This is a genomic window from Burkholderia sp. AU45251, from assembly GCF_030482905.1.
Taxonomy (GTDB): domain Bacteria; phylum Pseudomonadota; class Gammaproteobacteria; order Burkholderiales; family Burkholderiaceae; genus Burkholderia; species Burkholderia aenigmatica.
In genome coordinates this window covers 14143-27604 of the sequence record NZ_JAUJQH010000038.1, presented here as the reverse complement: position 1 = coordinate 27604, position 13462 = coordinate 14143, and the positions used below count along the sequence as shown (strand labels likewise).

General features: G+C 68.8%; 13 protein-coding genes. 9 read left to right on the top strand and 4 right to left on the bottom strand.

What is annotated here, in order from left to right; all coding sequences use genetic code 11:
* Positions 1-133: 133 nt before the first annotated feature.
* Both QZM67_RS37080 and QZM67_RS37075 read right to left on the bottom strand, forming a co-directional pair.
* Positions 134-1210, bottom strand: a complete 1077-nt coding sequence (locus tag QZM67_RS37080) for a porin (RefSeq protein ID WP_043187014.1) — start codon at positions 1208-1210, stop codon at positions 134-136.
* 345 nt (positions 1211-1555) lie between these two features.
* A complete protein-coding gene (locus QZM67_RS37075; protein WP_043187012.1) occupies positions 1556-2038 on the bottom strand; it encodes a hypothetical protein in 483 nt (160 codons plus the stop codon).
* 346 nt (positions 2039-2384) lie between these two features.
* Between QZM67_RS37075 and QZM67_RS37070 the strand changes: the two genes are divergently transcribed.
* The 6 genes from QZM67_RS37070 to QZM67_RS37045 all read left to right on the top strand — a co-directional run bounded on the left by QZM67_RS37070 (position 2385) and on the right by QZM67_RS37045 (position 9470).
* A complete protein-coding gene (locus QZM67_RS37070) occupies positions 2385-3416 on the top strand; it encodes a bile acid:sodium symporter family protein (RefSeq protein ID WP_011353419.1) in 1032 nt (343 codons plus the stop codon).
* Between the two features lie 315 nt (positions 3417-3731).
* Positions 3732-5570 carry an EAL domain-containing protein gene (locus QZM67_RS37065; protein ID WP_301811020.1) on the top strand — a complete coding sequence of 613 codons (1839 nt, stop codon included), beginning with the start codon at positions 3732-3734 and terminating at the stop codon, positions 5568-5570.
* Between the two features lie 362 nt (positions 5571-5932).
* Positions 5933-6952 carry a LacI family DNA-binding transcriptional regulator gene (locus QZM67_RS37060; protein ID WP_175025507.1) on the top strand — a complete coding sequence of 340 codons (1020 nt, stop codon included), beginning with the start codon at positions 5933-5935 and terminating at the stop codon, positions 6950-6952.
* On the top strand, positions 6949-8229 hold the full coding sequence (locus QZM67_RS37055) for an AGE family epimerase/isomerase (RefSeq protein WP_175025508.1): 1281 nt from the start codon (positions 6949-6951) through the stop codon (positions 8227-8229). The genes QZM67_RS37060 and QZM67_RS37055 overlap by 4 nt, the downstream gene beginning before the upstream one ends.
* Positions 8226-9134, top strand: coding sequence for a carbohydrate kinase (locus QZM67_RS37050; RefSeq protein WP_301811017.1), 909 nt, complete (start codon positions 8226-8228; stop codon positions 9132-9134). Before QZM67_RS37055 ends, QZM67_RS37050 begins: the two co-directional genes overlap by 4 nt.
* A gap of 114 nt (positions 9135-9248) precedes the next feature.
* A complete protein-coding gene (locus QZM67_RS37045; RefSeq protein WP_011353424.1) occupies positions 9249-9470 on the top strand; it encodes a hypothetical protein in 222 nt (73 codons plus the stop codon).
* A gap of 245 nt (positions 9471-9715) precedes the next feature.
* Here the strand turns inward: QZM67_RS37045 and QZM67_RS37040 are convergent, their stop codons facing one another.
* Together QZM67_RS37040 and QZM67_RS37035 are read right to left on the bottom strand one after the other, a co-directional pair.
* On the bottom strand, positions 9716-9910 hold the full coding sequence (locus tag QZM67_RS37040; protein ID WP_031399528.1) for a DUF2905 domain-containing protein: 195 nt from the start codon (positions 9908-9910) through the stop codon (positions 9716-9718).
* Positions 9911-9921: 11 nt separating this feature from the next.
* On the bottom strand, positions 9922-11115 hold the full coding sequence (locus QZM67_RS37035) for a class I SAM-dependent methyltransferase (RefSeq protein ID WP_301811014.1): 1194 nt from the start codon (positions 11113-11115) through the stop codon (positions 9922-9924).
* A 13-nt stretch (positions 11116-11128) separates the two neighbouring features.
* Between QZM67_RS37035 and QZM67_RS37030 the strand changes: the two genes are divergently transcribed.
* The 3 genes from QZM67_RS37030 to ttcA all read left to right on the top strand — a co-directional run bounded on the left by QZM67_RS37030 (position 11129) and on the right by ttcA (position 13347).
* Positions 11129-11872, top strand: coding sequence for an SDR family oxidoreductase (locus QZM67_RS37030; RefSeq protein ID WP_301811012.1), 744 nt, complete (start codon positions 11129-11131; stop codon positions 11870-11872).
* Between the two features lie 78 nt (positions 11873-11950).
* Positions 11951-12355, top strand: a complete 405-nt coding sequence (locus tag QZM67_RS37025) for a dihydroneopterin aldolase (protein ID WP_043186999.1) — start codon at positions 11951-11953, stop codon at positions 12353-12355.
* A complete protein-coding gene (gene ttcA, locus QZM67_RS37020; protein ID WP_175025862.1) occupies positions 12352-13347 on the top strand; it encodes a tRNA 2-thiocytidine(32) synthetase TtcA in 996 nt (331 codons plus the stop codon). The genes QZM67_RS37025 and ttcA overlap by 4 nt, the downstream gene beginning before the upstream one ends.
* The last annotated feature ends 115 nt before the right edge of the window (positions 13348-13462 follow it).

Below are 13462 nucleotides of genomic sequence, written 5' to 3'. Positions count from 1 at the left end.
TAACAAAGGCGAGGAAACAGAAAGGTCAACAAAGGCAAAACGGCGCCGCGGGTGGCGGCGCCGTTTGGGCGGAAAAACATGTAGCGCGGACGCGATTTTCGCGCGCGACCGGCGCACCGGTCGCGTGTGCGCGTCAGAACTTCGCGCGGATGCCGGCGCCGAACGTGTTGCCGGACGACAGGCCGCTGATGTGGTCGTTCATGTACGCAGCGTAGACATCCGTGCGCTTGGACAGCGGATAGTCGTAGCCGACGGCCCAGGTCTGGCGCGTCTGGTCGAGGCCGCCCGCGTCGCGCGAGTACGCGTACGACGCCATCGCGTTGCCCACGCCGAGCGGCACCGACACGCCGCCTTGCGCGGTATTCACGTGCCAGCTGCCCGCGACCTGGTCATTCTTCGTATACATGTACTGGCCGAACAGCTTCACGTACTTCAGGTCGTAGGTCGCGCCGACTTGCGCGATGCCCTGGCTCTTCATGCCGGCCACCAGCGCGCTCAGGTCACGCGGGCCGTTGTTGAAGTTCACGTACTGGTAGACCGCGGTCGCCGCGAACGGGCCGTTCGCATAGTTGAACTGCGCGCTCCACTTCTTCGAGCCGTTGTCGCCGGCCTGGTTGCCGAGCGCGTACATCGCGCCGAAATTCAGGCCACCGAACGACGGCGACGTATACGACAGCGCGTTGTTCCAGCCCGAATCGCCGACGGCACCCTGGTCGCTCGGATAGGTCGGGAACGTGCCGAGGCCGAGGAACACGTGGTACACCATCGGCGAGAAGGTATACGAGTCGTAGAACGGGTTGAACAGGATCGTCGACAGGAACAGGTGCGTCGTCAGGCGACCGGCCGTCACCGTGCCGTACGGCGAATCGATGCCGACGTACGCGTTGCGTGCGAAGAAGGTGTCGCCCTGGAAGCGGCCGAACTGGCCGTTCTGCGCGCGGAAGAAGCTTTCCAGCGTGAAGATCGCCTTGTAGCCGTTGCCGAGATCCTCGGCGCCGTGCATGCCCCAGTACGACGTCGACATCCCGCCGCCGCTCACGTTCCACGCGCGGTTGCCGCCCGGGAACTTGGTTGCGCCGACCCATTCGTCGACCTGACCATAGAGCGACACGCTCGACTGTGCATGGACGGGAGCGGTTGCCGCCACGCAGGCGGCCGCGGCGATCAGCTTGACGGACGTGCGCGATGCACGGCGAGCGAATGCTTTCATTAGATCTCCAGATCTTGTCGAATTGTCGAGAAGTGGCGCGAGCGTTGTTTTTTGGAGCCGAGTGCTTGCGTCGTATGGGGCGCAGCCATCTTTACGGATCATTCGTCCGGTCAAAATTGCGCACACTTATTGCTGGTATAGCGGCAGCATTAACTTCGCGGAACGGATACATGGCCGGAAATCCGTCGGCGGCCCGGCCTGAACGCGGTCGCACGGCGGGCCGGCGGCGTGGCACACGCGATCCGGGCGCGAAAGATAGCGCAATGCGGCGGGAAAATCAGCGGAAATCTGTGCGCGACTGTGGCGAATTCGCATCAGCCGGCGGAGGGACGAGCGCGCGGGCGCTCAGTTTCGGTAGAACGGCGAGAAAAACGGCGAGTGCGCAGGCTCTTCCTGCGAGCGGGGCGGCGGCATCGGACGGCCGCCGCGCTCCTCGTTGTAGCGCGCGACGTCGGCGCGGATCGAACCGGCGCGCAACGGCACGTTGCCGCCGCCCGGCGGGCGCGGCATCTGACGCGCGTCGGCGCTGATCGGGCGATACGGGCTCTGCGCGGCGTAATGGCCATACGACGGCGTCGGCCGCAGCCCCCAGCGGGAGCCGTAGCCGCTCACGCCGCCGGCGCGTGCACCAGGAGGAGGCGCGACGCGGCGCCAGACGGGCGCACCGCCAGCCGGCTGACCGTACGCGCGCATGTCGCCGCCACCGAAGCCGTGGCCGCCGAACGCATGACCGCCGTGGGGCGGTTGCGCGAGCGCGAGCGGCATCAGCAGCGCGCCGAGCACGCCTGCCACCCATCGTCCGATCTTCCGTTTCACCCGTTCCGTCATCGTTCAGAGCCAGTCCATGCCCGCCGCCGGCCGCTTTTGGCCGACGCTAGGCTTTCAGCAGTAATTTATGAGCGGGCCGAAAGCGTGTCGAGCCAAAAAGTGTTATGTCGCCGGCATCGGTGTAACACCATGTTACTGCTAGGTTTTTTCACTTCCGCCCGCGGCCGGGACAGAACATTCTTCTGCCGTTTTGCGCATGGCCGGGCCGATACCGTGGGCGTTGTTGCATGAGATTGATTCATCAATCGATTCCCACAATGAATTTGTGTAGTGAATTGCCAACCGGGACAATGGCGCCATCCGCGCGCGCGACGCGCGCCTCCGTCGTTTCCGAATCGAGTTCCTGATGGCCCGTCCCCGTTTTCTTCCCGACAATTTCACGCTCGCGCTCGTCGGCACCGTCGTGCTCGCGAGCCTCTTGCCGTGCCGCGGCCCGGCCGCGCACGCGTTCAACTGGGCGACCAACATCGCCGTCGGCCTGCTGTTCTTCCTGCACGGCGCGAAGCTGTCGCGCGAAGCCGTCGTCGCGGGGGCGACCCACTGGCGGCTGCACGCGGTCGTGCTGCTCAGCACGTTCGCGCTGTTCCCGCTGCTCGGCCTCGCGCTGAAACCCGTGCTGCAGCCGCTCGTCACGCCGACGCTGTATGCGGGCGTGCTGTTCCTGTGCACGCTGCCGTCGACGGTCCAGTCGTCGATCGCGTTCACGTCGATCGCGAAGGGCAACGTGCCGGCCGCCGTGTGCGCGGCATCCGCGTCGAGCCTGCTCGGCATCTTCGTCACGCCGGCGCTCGTCGGGCTGATGATCACGTCGCAGTCGGCGGCTGCCGCGTCGCCGTGGAGCACCGTCGGCAGCATCGTGATGCAGCTGCTCGTGCCGTTCATCGCCGGCCAGCTGCTGCGGCCCGTGATCGGCGGCTGGATCGACCGCAACCGCGGCGTGCTGCGCTTCGTCGACCAGGGCTCGATCCTGCTCGTCGTCTACGTCGCCTTCAGCGAGGCCGTCAACGAAGGCCTGTGGCACCAGATCCCGCCGCGCGCGCTCGGCGGCCTGCTTGTCGTCAACCTCGTGCTGCTCGCGATTGCGCTGTTGCTGACTGCGTTCGTCAGCAAGCGGCTCGGCTTCAACCGCGCCGACCAGATCACGATCATCTTCTGCGGATCGAAGAAGAGCCTCGCGGCCGGTGTGCCGATGGCGAAGGTAATCTTCTCGGCGAACGCGGTCGGCGCGATCGTGCTGCCGCTGATGCTGTTCCACCAGATCCAGCTGATGGCGTGCGCGGCGCTCGCGCAGCGCTGGGGGGCGCGCGACATGAGCGGCGAGCACGACGAGGGCGACGCGACATCGGCGCCCGGCGCGCTGAGCGCAGGCAAGCGCTGACGATCAGGGCGGCGGGATGGCTCCGGGTGGCGCCTTCCCGCCTTCCCGCCTTCCCGCCTCCCGCCTCGCGCCTTCCCGCCTCGCGCCTCGCGCCTCGCGCCTCGCGCTTCCCGCTTCCCGCCTTTCCGACCAACTGCCCACCTGCCCACCTGCCCACCTGCCCTCCTGCCCTCCCGCCCTCCTGCGGTACCCCCCTCCCAACTGCACACCGACGCGATGCACCAGCAACGCCCATCGCGTCACGAAATCTTCATTCAATTCCCCGCGAGCGGTGCCGTTAAGTCGGGCGTCCTGTCGATTCGGCTGCTCTCGCCCATGCCCGCGCCCCACTCCGACTCCGCTGCCGCCCGCACCACGCGCCTGATCGCGGATCGCGCGCTCGCCGCCGTCTTCCAGCCGATCGTCGATCTCGGGTCGGGGACGGTCGTCGGATACGAGGGCCTGATACGCGGCCCGCGCGGCACCGACCTCGAGCCGCCCGCCGCGCTGTTCGCGCTGGCTGCGCGCGAAGGCGAGACCCTCGCGCTCGAACAGGCCGCCGCGCTCACCTGCCTCGACGCGTTCGCGGCGCTCGGCTGCGACGGCAAGCTGTTCCTCAATTTCAGCGCGGGCACGATCCTGCAACTCGCGCGCGAACGCGAGCGCATCCGCCAGCTGCTCGGCCGCGCGCGGGTCGCCGCCGAGCGCATCGTGATCGAGCTGACCGAGCAGAACGCGACGACCGACATCACGCATATCGGGCCGGCGGTCGCCTCGCTGCGCGACACCGGCATCCAGTTCGCGCTCGACGACTACGGCACCGCGAACGCGAGCATGAACCTGTGGCTGCGCCTGCATCCGGACGTCGTGAAGATCGACCGCTTCTTCATCCACGACATCGCCCGCGACCCGCTGAAATTCGAGGCCGTGAAGGCCATGCAGCACTTCGCGCAGGCGAGCGGCGCGCAACTGATCGCGGAAGGCATCGAGAACGAATGCGACCTGATCGTCGTGCGGGACATGGGCATCTGCTGCGTGCAAGGTTTCCTGCTCGGCCGGCCGAACGCGCAGCCGTCGCGGGTCGTCGCGCCGGCCGCGCGCGATGCGATCCGCGCGCCGCACATCGCGGTGTTTCCCGGCGCGACGCGCTCGGTGCGGCCGGCCGGCACGATCGCCGGGAAGATGCTGGTTCCGGCGCCGGCACTGCCTCGCGACGCGACCAGCAACGACGTGCTCGACCTGTTCAACCGGATGCCCGACCTGCACGCGGTCGCGCTCGTCGAACGCGGGCGGCCCGTCGCGCTGGTGAATCGCCGCGGCTTCATCGACCGCTTCGCGCTGCCGTACCACCGCGAGGTGTTCGGCAAGAAGCCGTGCCTGCAGTTCGCGAACGACGCGCCGCTGATGATCGACAACGGGACGACGTTCGAGCAGCTCGCGATGCTGCTCGCGAGCCACGACCAGCGCTATCTCGCGGACGGCTTCGTGATCACCGAACACGGCCGCTACGTCGGGCTCGGCACCGGCGAGAGCCTCGTGCGCGCGGTGACCGAGATGCGCATCGAAGCCGCGCGCTACGCGAATCCGCTGACGTTCCTGCCCGGCAACATCCCGATCAGCGCGCACATCGACCGCCTGCTCCAGCGCGACGCCGGCTTTCACGCGTGCTACGTCGACCTGAACCAGTTCAAGCCGTTCAACGACCAGTACGGCTACTGGCAGGGCGACGAGGTGCTGAAGTTCGCGGCGACGGTACTGGCCAGCGTGTGCGACCCGCAGCGCGACTTTCTCGGGCACGTCGGCGGCGACGATTTCCTCGTGCTGTTCCAGCGCGCCGACTGGCGCGAACGTGCCGCCGACGCAATCGCGCGCTTCAACGACGGCGCGCAGCTCTTCTACACGCAGGCCGACCGGCAGGCAGGCGGGTTGCGCGGCGAGGACCGCCACGGCAATCCGGCATTCTTCGGCTTCGTGACGATGGCGATCGGCGTGGTCGGCGTGCCGGCCGGCGCGCATGGCGCGAAGCGCTACGGCAGCGACGAGATCGCATCGGTCGCCGCGCTCGCGAAGCGGCGCGCGAAACAGCAGCCGGACGGGCTCGCGGTGGTCGATCTCGATGCCGGCCGTGCCGCGCTGCGCCATCGCGGCGAACCGCCGGCGGTGGCAATACGCTGAACGGCGGCGGCCGTCGTTTACGGAACACGGCGCCCCGGTGCGGCGGTAGCGAACTATCGCCGGCCAAGCAGCCAGACCGTTAGTTGCATGCCGCCTTCCCGGCGGCCGGCGAAGGCAGTCGGGCACTGCCCGCGCGAATGCGTGAAGCCGGCCCGCTTGCCCCCTTCCCGCTCGCCAGATGTCCGCACGCCCACCTTGCCTTTTTCGTGTTTTGTTTAGTATTTTTAGTAACGGTGTTTTCGCAGATTAGCGCTTAAAAAGCCAGAATTTGCGGGTATTCCCCGGCTATCCGGCCCGAATTCCGCGATATGTTTTACTATACAATCGCTTTCACCCTAAACAAACCGGACCCCGAACGAACGATGGGTACCACCATTCGCGATGTGGCGCGGGCGGCAGAGGTCTCGATCGGCACCGTCTCCCGCGCGCTGAAAAACCAGCCGGGCCTGTCCGAAGCCACGCGTGCGCGCATCGTCGAGATCGCGCAGCAGCTCGGCTACGATCCCGCGCAGCTGCGGCCGCGCATCCGCCGGCTCACCTTCCTGCTGCATCGCCAGCACAACCGCTTTCCGGCCAGCCCGTTCTTCTCGCACGTGCTGCACGGCGTCGAGGACGCGTGCCGCGAGCGCGGCATCGTGCCGACGCTGCTCACGGTCGGGCCGAACGACGACGTGCTGCGCCAGATGCGCCCGCACGCGCCCGACGCAATCGCGGTGGCCGGCTTCATCGAGCCGGAGACGATCGAGGCGCTCGCCGCGACCGGCCGGCCGCTCGTGCTGATCGACCTGTGGGCGCCCGGGCTGCGCTCGGTCAACATCGACAACGCGACGGGCGCGGCGCTCGCGATGCGCCACCTGCTCGCCACCGGCCGCACGCGGATCGCGTTCATCGGCGGCTCGCCCGCGCACTACAGCATCGCGCAGCGCGCGATCGGCTACCGGCGCGCGTTCTTCGAGGCCGGGCGGCTGTTCGATCCTGCGTACGAAGTGACGATCGACGCGGGGCTCGATCCCGACACCGGCGCCGCGCGTGCGATGGAGCAATTGCTCGACGCGCCGGGCCCGCGCCCGGAGGCCGTCTTCGCGTACAACGACGCGGCCGCGCTCGCCGCGCAGCGCGTCTGCATCGCACGCGGGCTGCGCATTCCCGACGACATCGCGATCGTCGGCTTCGACAACATCCCGGCCGCCGCGCACGCGAGCCCGCCGCTCACGACGCTCGCGGTCGACAAGGAGGCGCTCGGCCGCCGCGGCGTCGAGCTGCTGCTCGCCGACGCGCCCGAGCGCACCGAGATCTCCCTGCCCGTCGAGCTGATCGTGCGGGCCAGCAGCCAGCCCGCCGGCTCCCCGGCACTCGATACCGCCACGGTCACCGAATCATGAACATGCCCCCGGTCCAACCCTGCACGGCCGCGCCGGCCGCCCACACGCAAGCCGCGCCGTTCGTCGCGAGTTTCCGCGATCCGTCGTTCCTGCTGTCGCACATCGAGGACACGCTGCGCTTCTACGCGACGAACGCGTTCGACCCGACGGGCGGCTTCTACCACTACTTCCGCGACGACGGCAGCATCTACAACCGCACGTCGCGCCACCTCGTCAGCAGTTGCCGGTTCGTCTTCAACTACGCGATGGCGTACCGGCATTTCGGCGACCCGCGCCACCTGGAATACGCGCGCCACGGGCTGCGCTTCCTGCGCGACGCGCACTGGGACGACGAACTGCAGGGCTACGACTGGGAACTCGACTGGCGCGACGGCGCGAAGCGCGCGACGCTCGACGGCACGCGCCACTGCTACGGGCTCGCGTTCGTGCTGCTCGCGGCCGCGCACGCGACGATGGCCGGCATCGACGAGGCCCGCCCGCTGATCGCGGCCACCTACGAGCTGGCCGAGCACCGCTTCTGGGATGCGGCAGCCGGCCTGTACGCGGACGACGCGACGCCGAACTGGATCGTGTCGTCGTATCGCGGCCAGAACGCCAACATGCACATGACGGAGGCGCTGCTCGCCGCGTACGAGGCGACCGGCCACCTCACGTACCTCGATCGCGCGGAGAAGCTCGCGTCCCACGTCACGCAGCGCCAGGCCGCGCTGTCGGGCGGGCTCGTGTGGGAGCACTACCATGCGGACTGGTCGGTCGACTGGGACTACAACAAGGAAGACAGCTCGAACATCTTCCGTCCGTGGGGCTTCCAGCCCGGACACCAGACCGAATGGGCAAAGCTGCTGCTGCTCCTCGAGCGGCACCGCCCGCTCGACTGGCTCGTGCCGCGCGCGGCCGAGCTGTTCGACGCCGCACTCACGCACGCGTGGGACGCCGATCACGGCGGGCTGAACTACGGCTTCGGCCCCGACTTCACGATCTGCGACCACAACAAGTACTTCTGGGTGCAGGCGGAAACGTTCGCGGCGGCCGCGATGCTCGGCGCGCGCACCGGCAGCGAGCGCTTCTGGGACTGGTACGACGAGATCTGGCGCTATAGCTGGGCGCACTTCGTCGATCACCGCTACGGCGCGTGGTACCGGATCCTCACCTGCGACAACCGCAAGTACAGCGACGAGAAGAGCCCGGCCGGCAAGACCGACTATCACACGATGGGCGCGTGCTACGACGTGCTGGCGACCCTCGCCCGCACTCAACGCAGCGAGCCGACGCAATGAGTGGCGGCACGTTTCCGGCTTTCGTGTCGGCGGGCGACATCCTGACCGACATGGTGCGCGCGGGCGACGCGCAATGGACGTCGGTGCCGGGCGGCGCCGGCTGGAACGTCGCGCGCGCGGTCGCGCGGCTCGGCGTGCCGAGCGCGCTCGCGGGTTCGATCGGCGAAGACTGCTTCTCCGATGTGCTGTGGCGCACGAGCGAAGCGGCCGGGCTCGACCTGCGCTTCCTGCAGCGCGTCGCACGGCCGCCGCTGCTCGCGATCGTCCACGAGACACGCCCGCCCGCGTACTTTTTCATCGGCGAATCGAGCGCCGACCTCGCGTTCGATCCGGCACGGCTGCCGGCCGGCTGGACCGACCACGTGAAATGGGCGCATTTCGGCTGCATCAGCCTGGTGCGCGAACCGCTCGCCGGCACGCTGGCCGCGCTCGCGGCCGACCTGCACGCGCGCGGCGTGAAGATCAGCTTCGACCCGAACGTCCGGAACCTGATGACGGCCGCGTACCGGCCGACGCTGGAGAAAATGGCCGCACTCGCCGACCTGATCAAGGTGTCCGACGAGGACCTGCGGCACCTGTTCGGCGGCGACGGCCCCGACGCGATCGGCGCGGTGCGCGCGCTGAACCCGCGCGCGGCCGTGCTCGTCACGCGCGGCGCGCAGGCGGCGACGCTCTACGTGGACGGCGACATGCATGAAGCCAGCCCGCCGCGCGTCGAAGTGGCCGACACCGTCGGCGCGGGCGACGCGTCGATCGGCGGCATGCTGTTCAGCCTGATGGCCGCGCCGCAGCGATCGTGGCGCGAGCATCTCGTGTTCGCGCTGGCGGCGGGCGCCGCCGCGTGCCGGCATACGGGCGCGCACGCGCCGACGCTCGACGAGGTCGTCTCGCTGATCGAACGATGACGGGAAGGACGGTGACCGGACGCCGCGACCGGACGCCGTTCGGTCACCGATAAGCGGCGCTGTACATGCTGCGCCGCAGTGCTACGATGAAGTGTCCTTTTGCGGGAGAGCACGATGGACACCAACACGTTCACGAAAGGCATCTACACGGCCAAGGCGCATACCCAGCATGCGGGCAACGGGCAGTTCCAGGGTTACGTGATCCTCGCGCGGGACGACGGGGACGACACCGAGAACACGCGCTACGACGTCCACTCGACGAGCCCCAGCGAGGAGGAAGCGTTCGACGAGGCGAAGGCGCTCGCGCACCGGATCCTCGGCGAAATCGAGCTGTAACGCGCGCCGCCATTCAGGCGCGGCTTAGGGCCTGTTCACGCTAATAACGGACTTGCGAACGCGCCTTTCCGCTCGCAGTGCAAGAAGTGAGGAGCGCCGTCTGGCCGTGCCAAACGCCCCGAAGGAAGTCCCCTTGGGGGACAAGCGACGAACGACGCCGCAATGCGGGCGGACAGGCACGTTCCCTGTTCGGGAAAATTCATTCGTGGTGGCCAGCGCAAGCCCGTTATTAGCGTGAACAGGCCCTAAAGCAGCCGCGCCACCATCGATACCAGCATCGTCAGCACCAGCGTCGACATGAACGGGAACGGGTAGCGCCGCCCGCCGAGCGTCAGCGTGACGTCGCCCGGCATCCGCCCGATGCCGAGCTTGCCGAGCCACGGCCAGCAGCGCGTCAGGATCATCACCGCGACGAACGACGTCATCAGCCAGCGCAGCATGTCGGCTCCCGTCAGAGCGCGTGCGAGCGGTCGCCGCGCGCGAACGCGTCGAGTGTGCCGTCGATGCCGCGCGAGAACGCGATCACCTTGAACAGCTCGCCCATCTCGGCCTCGGAGATCAGCTTCTGCACCGCGTTCGCGGCCGGCAGGAACGCGTGGATGTCCGACGGATCGATCGCGGCCAGTGCGTCGGTGATGCCCGCGTTCAGCAGGAAACGCGCCTGCGACGTGTAGCCGAGCAGGTCGGCGCCGGTGGCGATCGCCGCGTCGTAGATGCCGGTGAATTCGACGTGCGCGGTGATGTCCTGCAGCCCCGGGTACAGGAACGGATCGTCGTGCGCATGGTGGCGGTAGTGGCACATCAGCGTGCCCCGGTCGCGCTGCGGGTGGTAGTACTCGTGTGCGGGAAAGCCGTAGTCGACCAGCAGCACCGCGCCGCGCCCGAGCATCGTGCAGACGGTGCGCGTGAAGGCCAGCGCGGCCTCGTGCGTCTCGGTCAGGTAGCCGTCGCCCGCATCGTCCAGCCCCGCGAGCACCGGCGGCAGGCCGGCCGGCGCGGCCGGACGGTCTTCGAACACGAACGCCTGGTGCGCGTCGAGCGCGACACCGCGCTCATGCCATGCGTCGCCCGCCTTCGCGAACAGCCGCACGGGCATCGCATCGAGCACCTCGTTGCCGACCACGACGCCGTCGAACCGCTCGGGCAGCGCGTCGAGCCAGCGCACCTTCGCGGCAAGCGCCGGCGCGGCGGCCGCGATCGTGTCGCGCTGCCGTTCGCGCAGCTCGCCGGACAGGTCGACGATCAGGTATTCGTCGAGCCCGGCTTCCAGCACGTCGAGCGCCGCGAGCAGCCCGGCCGCGAGCTTGCCGGTACCGGCGCCGAACTCCATCACGCTACGCGTGCCGCTCGCCGCGAGCGCTTCCGCGACCGGTTGCGCGAGCGTCTGCGCGAACAGCGGCGACAGTTCGGGCGCGGTGACGAAGTCGCTGCCGTCGTCGGCGCGGCGCCCGAACTTGCGCGCGCCGCCGCTGTAATAGCCGAGACCGGGCGCATACAGCGCGCGCTCCATGAAGCGGTCGAACGGCAGCCAGCCGCCGGCCGCCGCGATCTCGTCGCGCAGTTGCCCGGCAAGGGTTTCGGACTGCGCGAGCGCGTCAGGGCCGGGAGCAGGTAAACTAGCGGGTTCGTGAGCTTTCGGGTTCATCCCGGCATTGTAAATGACCGTTTCAGCCGATACGTCGACCCAGCGCGTGGCGCTCGTCACAGGCGCCCTGGGCAGCGCGGCCGACGCCGCGTCGATCGGCCGTGCGCTCGCGACCGGCTTCGCGCGGCACGGCTGGGACGTCGCGCTGCAGCGCAGCCACGGCGCGCCGCACGCGGCCGCCGACGCGCTCGTCGCCGAAGTCGCGGCGCTTGGCCGCCGCGCGGTCGTGCTCGACGCCGATCTGGCCCTGGAAGCCGACGCCGCCGCACTCGTCGCCGCGTGCAGCGCGGCACTCGGCCGGCCCGCGTGCGCGGTGTTCGTGAGCGCCAGCGCGGGCGCCGACGACGCCCACACGGTGGACGGCGCGTCGCTCGCCGGCGCCCTCGCGCGCAACGTGACGGCGCCGCTCGCGCTGGCCCGCGCGCTCGCCGATGCGACGCCCGAGGCCGCATGCGAACAGGAAGCGCTGCGCGCGTGCGCGATCCACGTACTGGATCAGGCCCTGTTTCACCCTGCGCCGGCGCAGATGTCGCACGCGCTGATGCAGGCCGCGTTGAACCGCGCGACGTCGGCGCTGGCGCTGGCGCTCGCGCCGAAGGTGCGGGTCGCGGCGCTCGTGCGCGGCCACGCGCCGCACGCGGACGACATCGCGGCGGCGGCCTGCTATCTCGCGAGCGCGCCCGGCGTCACGGGCGCGACGCTGACCGTCGACGGCGGCGAGCACCTCGTGCCGCCCGCCGCCGGCCCGAATGAATGAACTGCGCGGATCGCGCGGCCTGACTGCCGCCGCCCGCGCCGCTTTGCGTGTGCGCACGCCAATTTGACTGGGACGACCATGTTTTCCGCTCTCCTGCACCCCCGCCTCGCGGACTGCCGCAGGCTCTACCTGCGCGACTACGAAGTGCACATCAACATCGGTGCCTTCGAACACGAGAAGCGCGGCGAGCAGCGCGTCGTCATCAATGTCGACCTGTTCGTGCCTCTCGCGCTGTCCACCCCCGTCGACGATCGGCTGCATGAAATCGTCGACTACGATCTGATGAAGCAGAGCGTCACGCAATGTCTGGCGCGGGGCCACATCCACCTGCAGGAAACGCTGTGCGACGCGATCGCCGCGCGCCTGCTGGCGCACGATGCCGTGCGCGCGGTACGCGTCTGTACCGAGAAACCGGACGCTTATCCGGACTGCGACGCCGTCGGCGTCGAAGTCTTTCGCATCAAGGACGAGGAGCGCGCATGAACGCCCCCCACATGAATGACACGGCGGCCGATGCCGCCCCCCTCGACGCGACCGCCGCGCCGGCAGGCCGCCCGGCGCTGACGCGCCGCGAACAGAAAGACGCGTACGAGAACAACAAGCTGTTCAAGCGGATCGTGCGCCAGGTCGGCCAGGCGATCGGCGACTTCAACATGATCGAGCAGGGCGACAAGGTGATGGTGTGCCTGTCGGGCGGCAAGGACAGCTACGCGATGCTCGACGTGCTGCTGCGCCTGCGCGAGCGCGCGCCGATCGATTTCGACATCGTCGCGGTGAACCTCGACCAGAAGCAGCCGGGCTTCCCCGAGCACGTGCTGCCGGAATACCTGAAGCAGGTCGGCGTGCCGTTCCACATCGAGAACCAGGACACCTACAGCATCGTCAAGCGGCTCGTGCCCGAAGGCAAGACGACCTGCTCGCTGTGCTCGCGGCTGCGCCGCGGGATCCTGTACCGCGTGGCCGGTGAGCTCGGCGCGACCAAGATCGCGCTCGGCCACCACCGCGACGACATCGTGCAAACGCTGCTGCTCAACATGTTCTACGGCGGCAAGCTGAAGGGAATGCCGCCGAAGCTGCAGTCGGACGACGGCAAGAACATCGTGATCCGCCCGCTCGCGTACGTGAAGGAAACCGATCTCGAGAAATACGCGGAACTGCGCGAATTCCCGATCATCCCGTGCAACCTGTGCGGCAGCCAGCCGAACCTGAAGCGCGCGGAAATGAAGGCACTGATCCGCGAATGGGACAAGCGCTTCCCGGGCCGCGTCGAGAACATGTTCAACGCACTCGCGAAGGTCGTGCCGTCGCACCTGATGGACACGACGCTGTACCCGTTCCAGTCGCTGCGGGCGACAGGCGAAGCCGATCCGCAGGGCGACATCGCGTTCGACGAGGAGCCGTGCGCGTCGGGCGACGACACCGCGGCGCCGGGCGGCGCCCAACCGATCTCGATCGTCCAGTTCGACGACCTGTAAGCGGGGCCGGAACCCTTGCCGGAACGGCGCGCCAGCCGCCCGTTCCGGCGTTGCAGCCGCGCCGCAGCGGGCCCGGATCGACGGGGGCTGCATGCTAAAATGGACGGCTTCGAAC

Excerpts from the sequence above, each read along its gene's own strand:
- QZM67_RS37060 (WP_175025507.1), top strand. The coding sequence starts at position 5,933 with ATGGGTACCACCATTCGCGATGTGGCGCGGGCGGCAGAGGTCTCGATC.
- QZM67_RS37050 (WP_301811017.1), top strand. The coding sequence starts at position 8,226 with ATGAGTGGCGGCACGTTTCCGGCTTTCGTGTCGGCGGGCGACATCCTG.
- QZM67_RS37030 (WP_301811012.1), top strand. The coding sequence starts at position 11,129 with ATGACCGTTTCAGCCGATACGTCGACCCAGCGCGTGGCGCTCGTCACA.
- QZM67_RS37040 (WP_031399528.1), bottom strand. The coding sequence starts at position 9,910 with ATGCTGCGCTGGCTGATGACGTCGTTCGTCGCGGTGATGATCCTGACG.
- QZM67_RS37035 (WP_301811014.1), bottom strand. The coding sequence starts at position 11,115 with ATGAACCCGAAAGCTCACGAACCCGCTAGTTTACCTGCTCCCGGCCCT.
- QZM67_RS37070 (WP_011353419.1), top strand. The coding sequence starts at position 2,385 with ATGGCCCGTCCCCGTTTTCTTCCCGACAATTTCACGCTCGCGCTCGTC.
- QZM67_RS37080 (WP_043187014.1), bottom strand. The coding sequence starts at position 1,210 with ATGAAAGCATTCGCTCGCCGTGCATCGCGCACGTCCGTCAAGCTGATC.
- QZM67_RS37055 (WP_175025508.1), top strand. The coding sequence starts at position 6,949 with ATGAACATGCCCCCGGTCCAACCCTGCACGGCCGCGCCGGCCGCCCAC.
- QZM67_RS37075 (WP_043187012.1), bottom strand. The coding sequence starts at position 2,038 with ATGACGGAACGGGTGAAACGGAAGATCGGACGATGGGTGGCAGGCGTG.
- QZM67_RS37045 (WP_011353424.1), top strand. The coding sequence starts at position 9,249 with ATGGACACCAACACGTTCACGAAAGGCATCTACACGGCCAAGGCGCAT.
- QZM67_RS37065 (WP_301811020.1), top strand. The coding sequence starts at position 3,732 with ATGCCCGCGCCCCACTCCGACTCCGCTGCCGCCCGCACCACGCGCCTG.
- QZM67_RS37025 (WP_043186999.1), top strand. The coding sequence starts at position 11,951 with ATGTTTTCCGCTCTCCTGCACCCCCGCCTCGCGGACTGCCGCAGGCTC.
- ttcA (WP_175025862.1), top strand. The coding sequence starts at position 12,352 with ATGAACGCCCCCCACATGAATGACACGGCGGCCGATGCCGCCCCCCTC.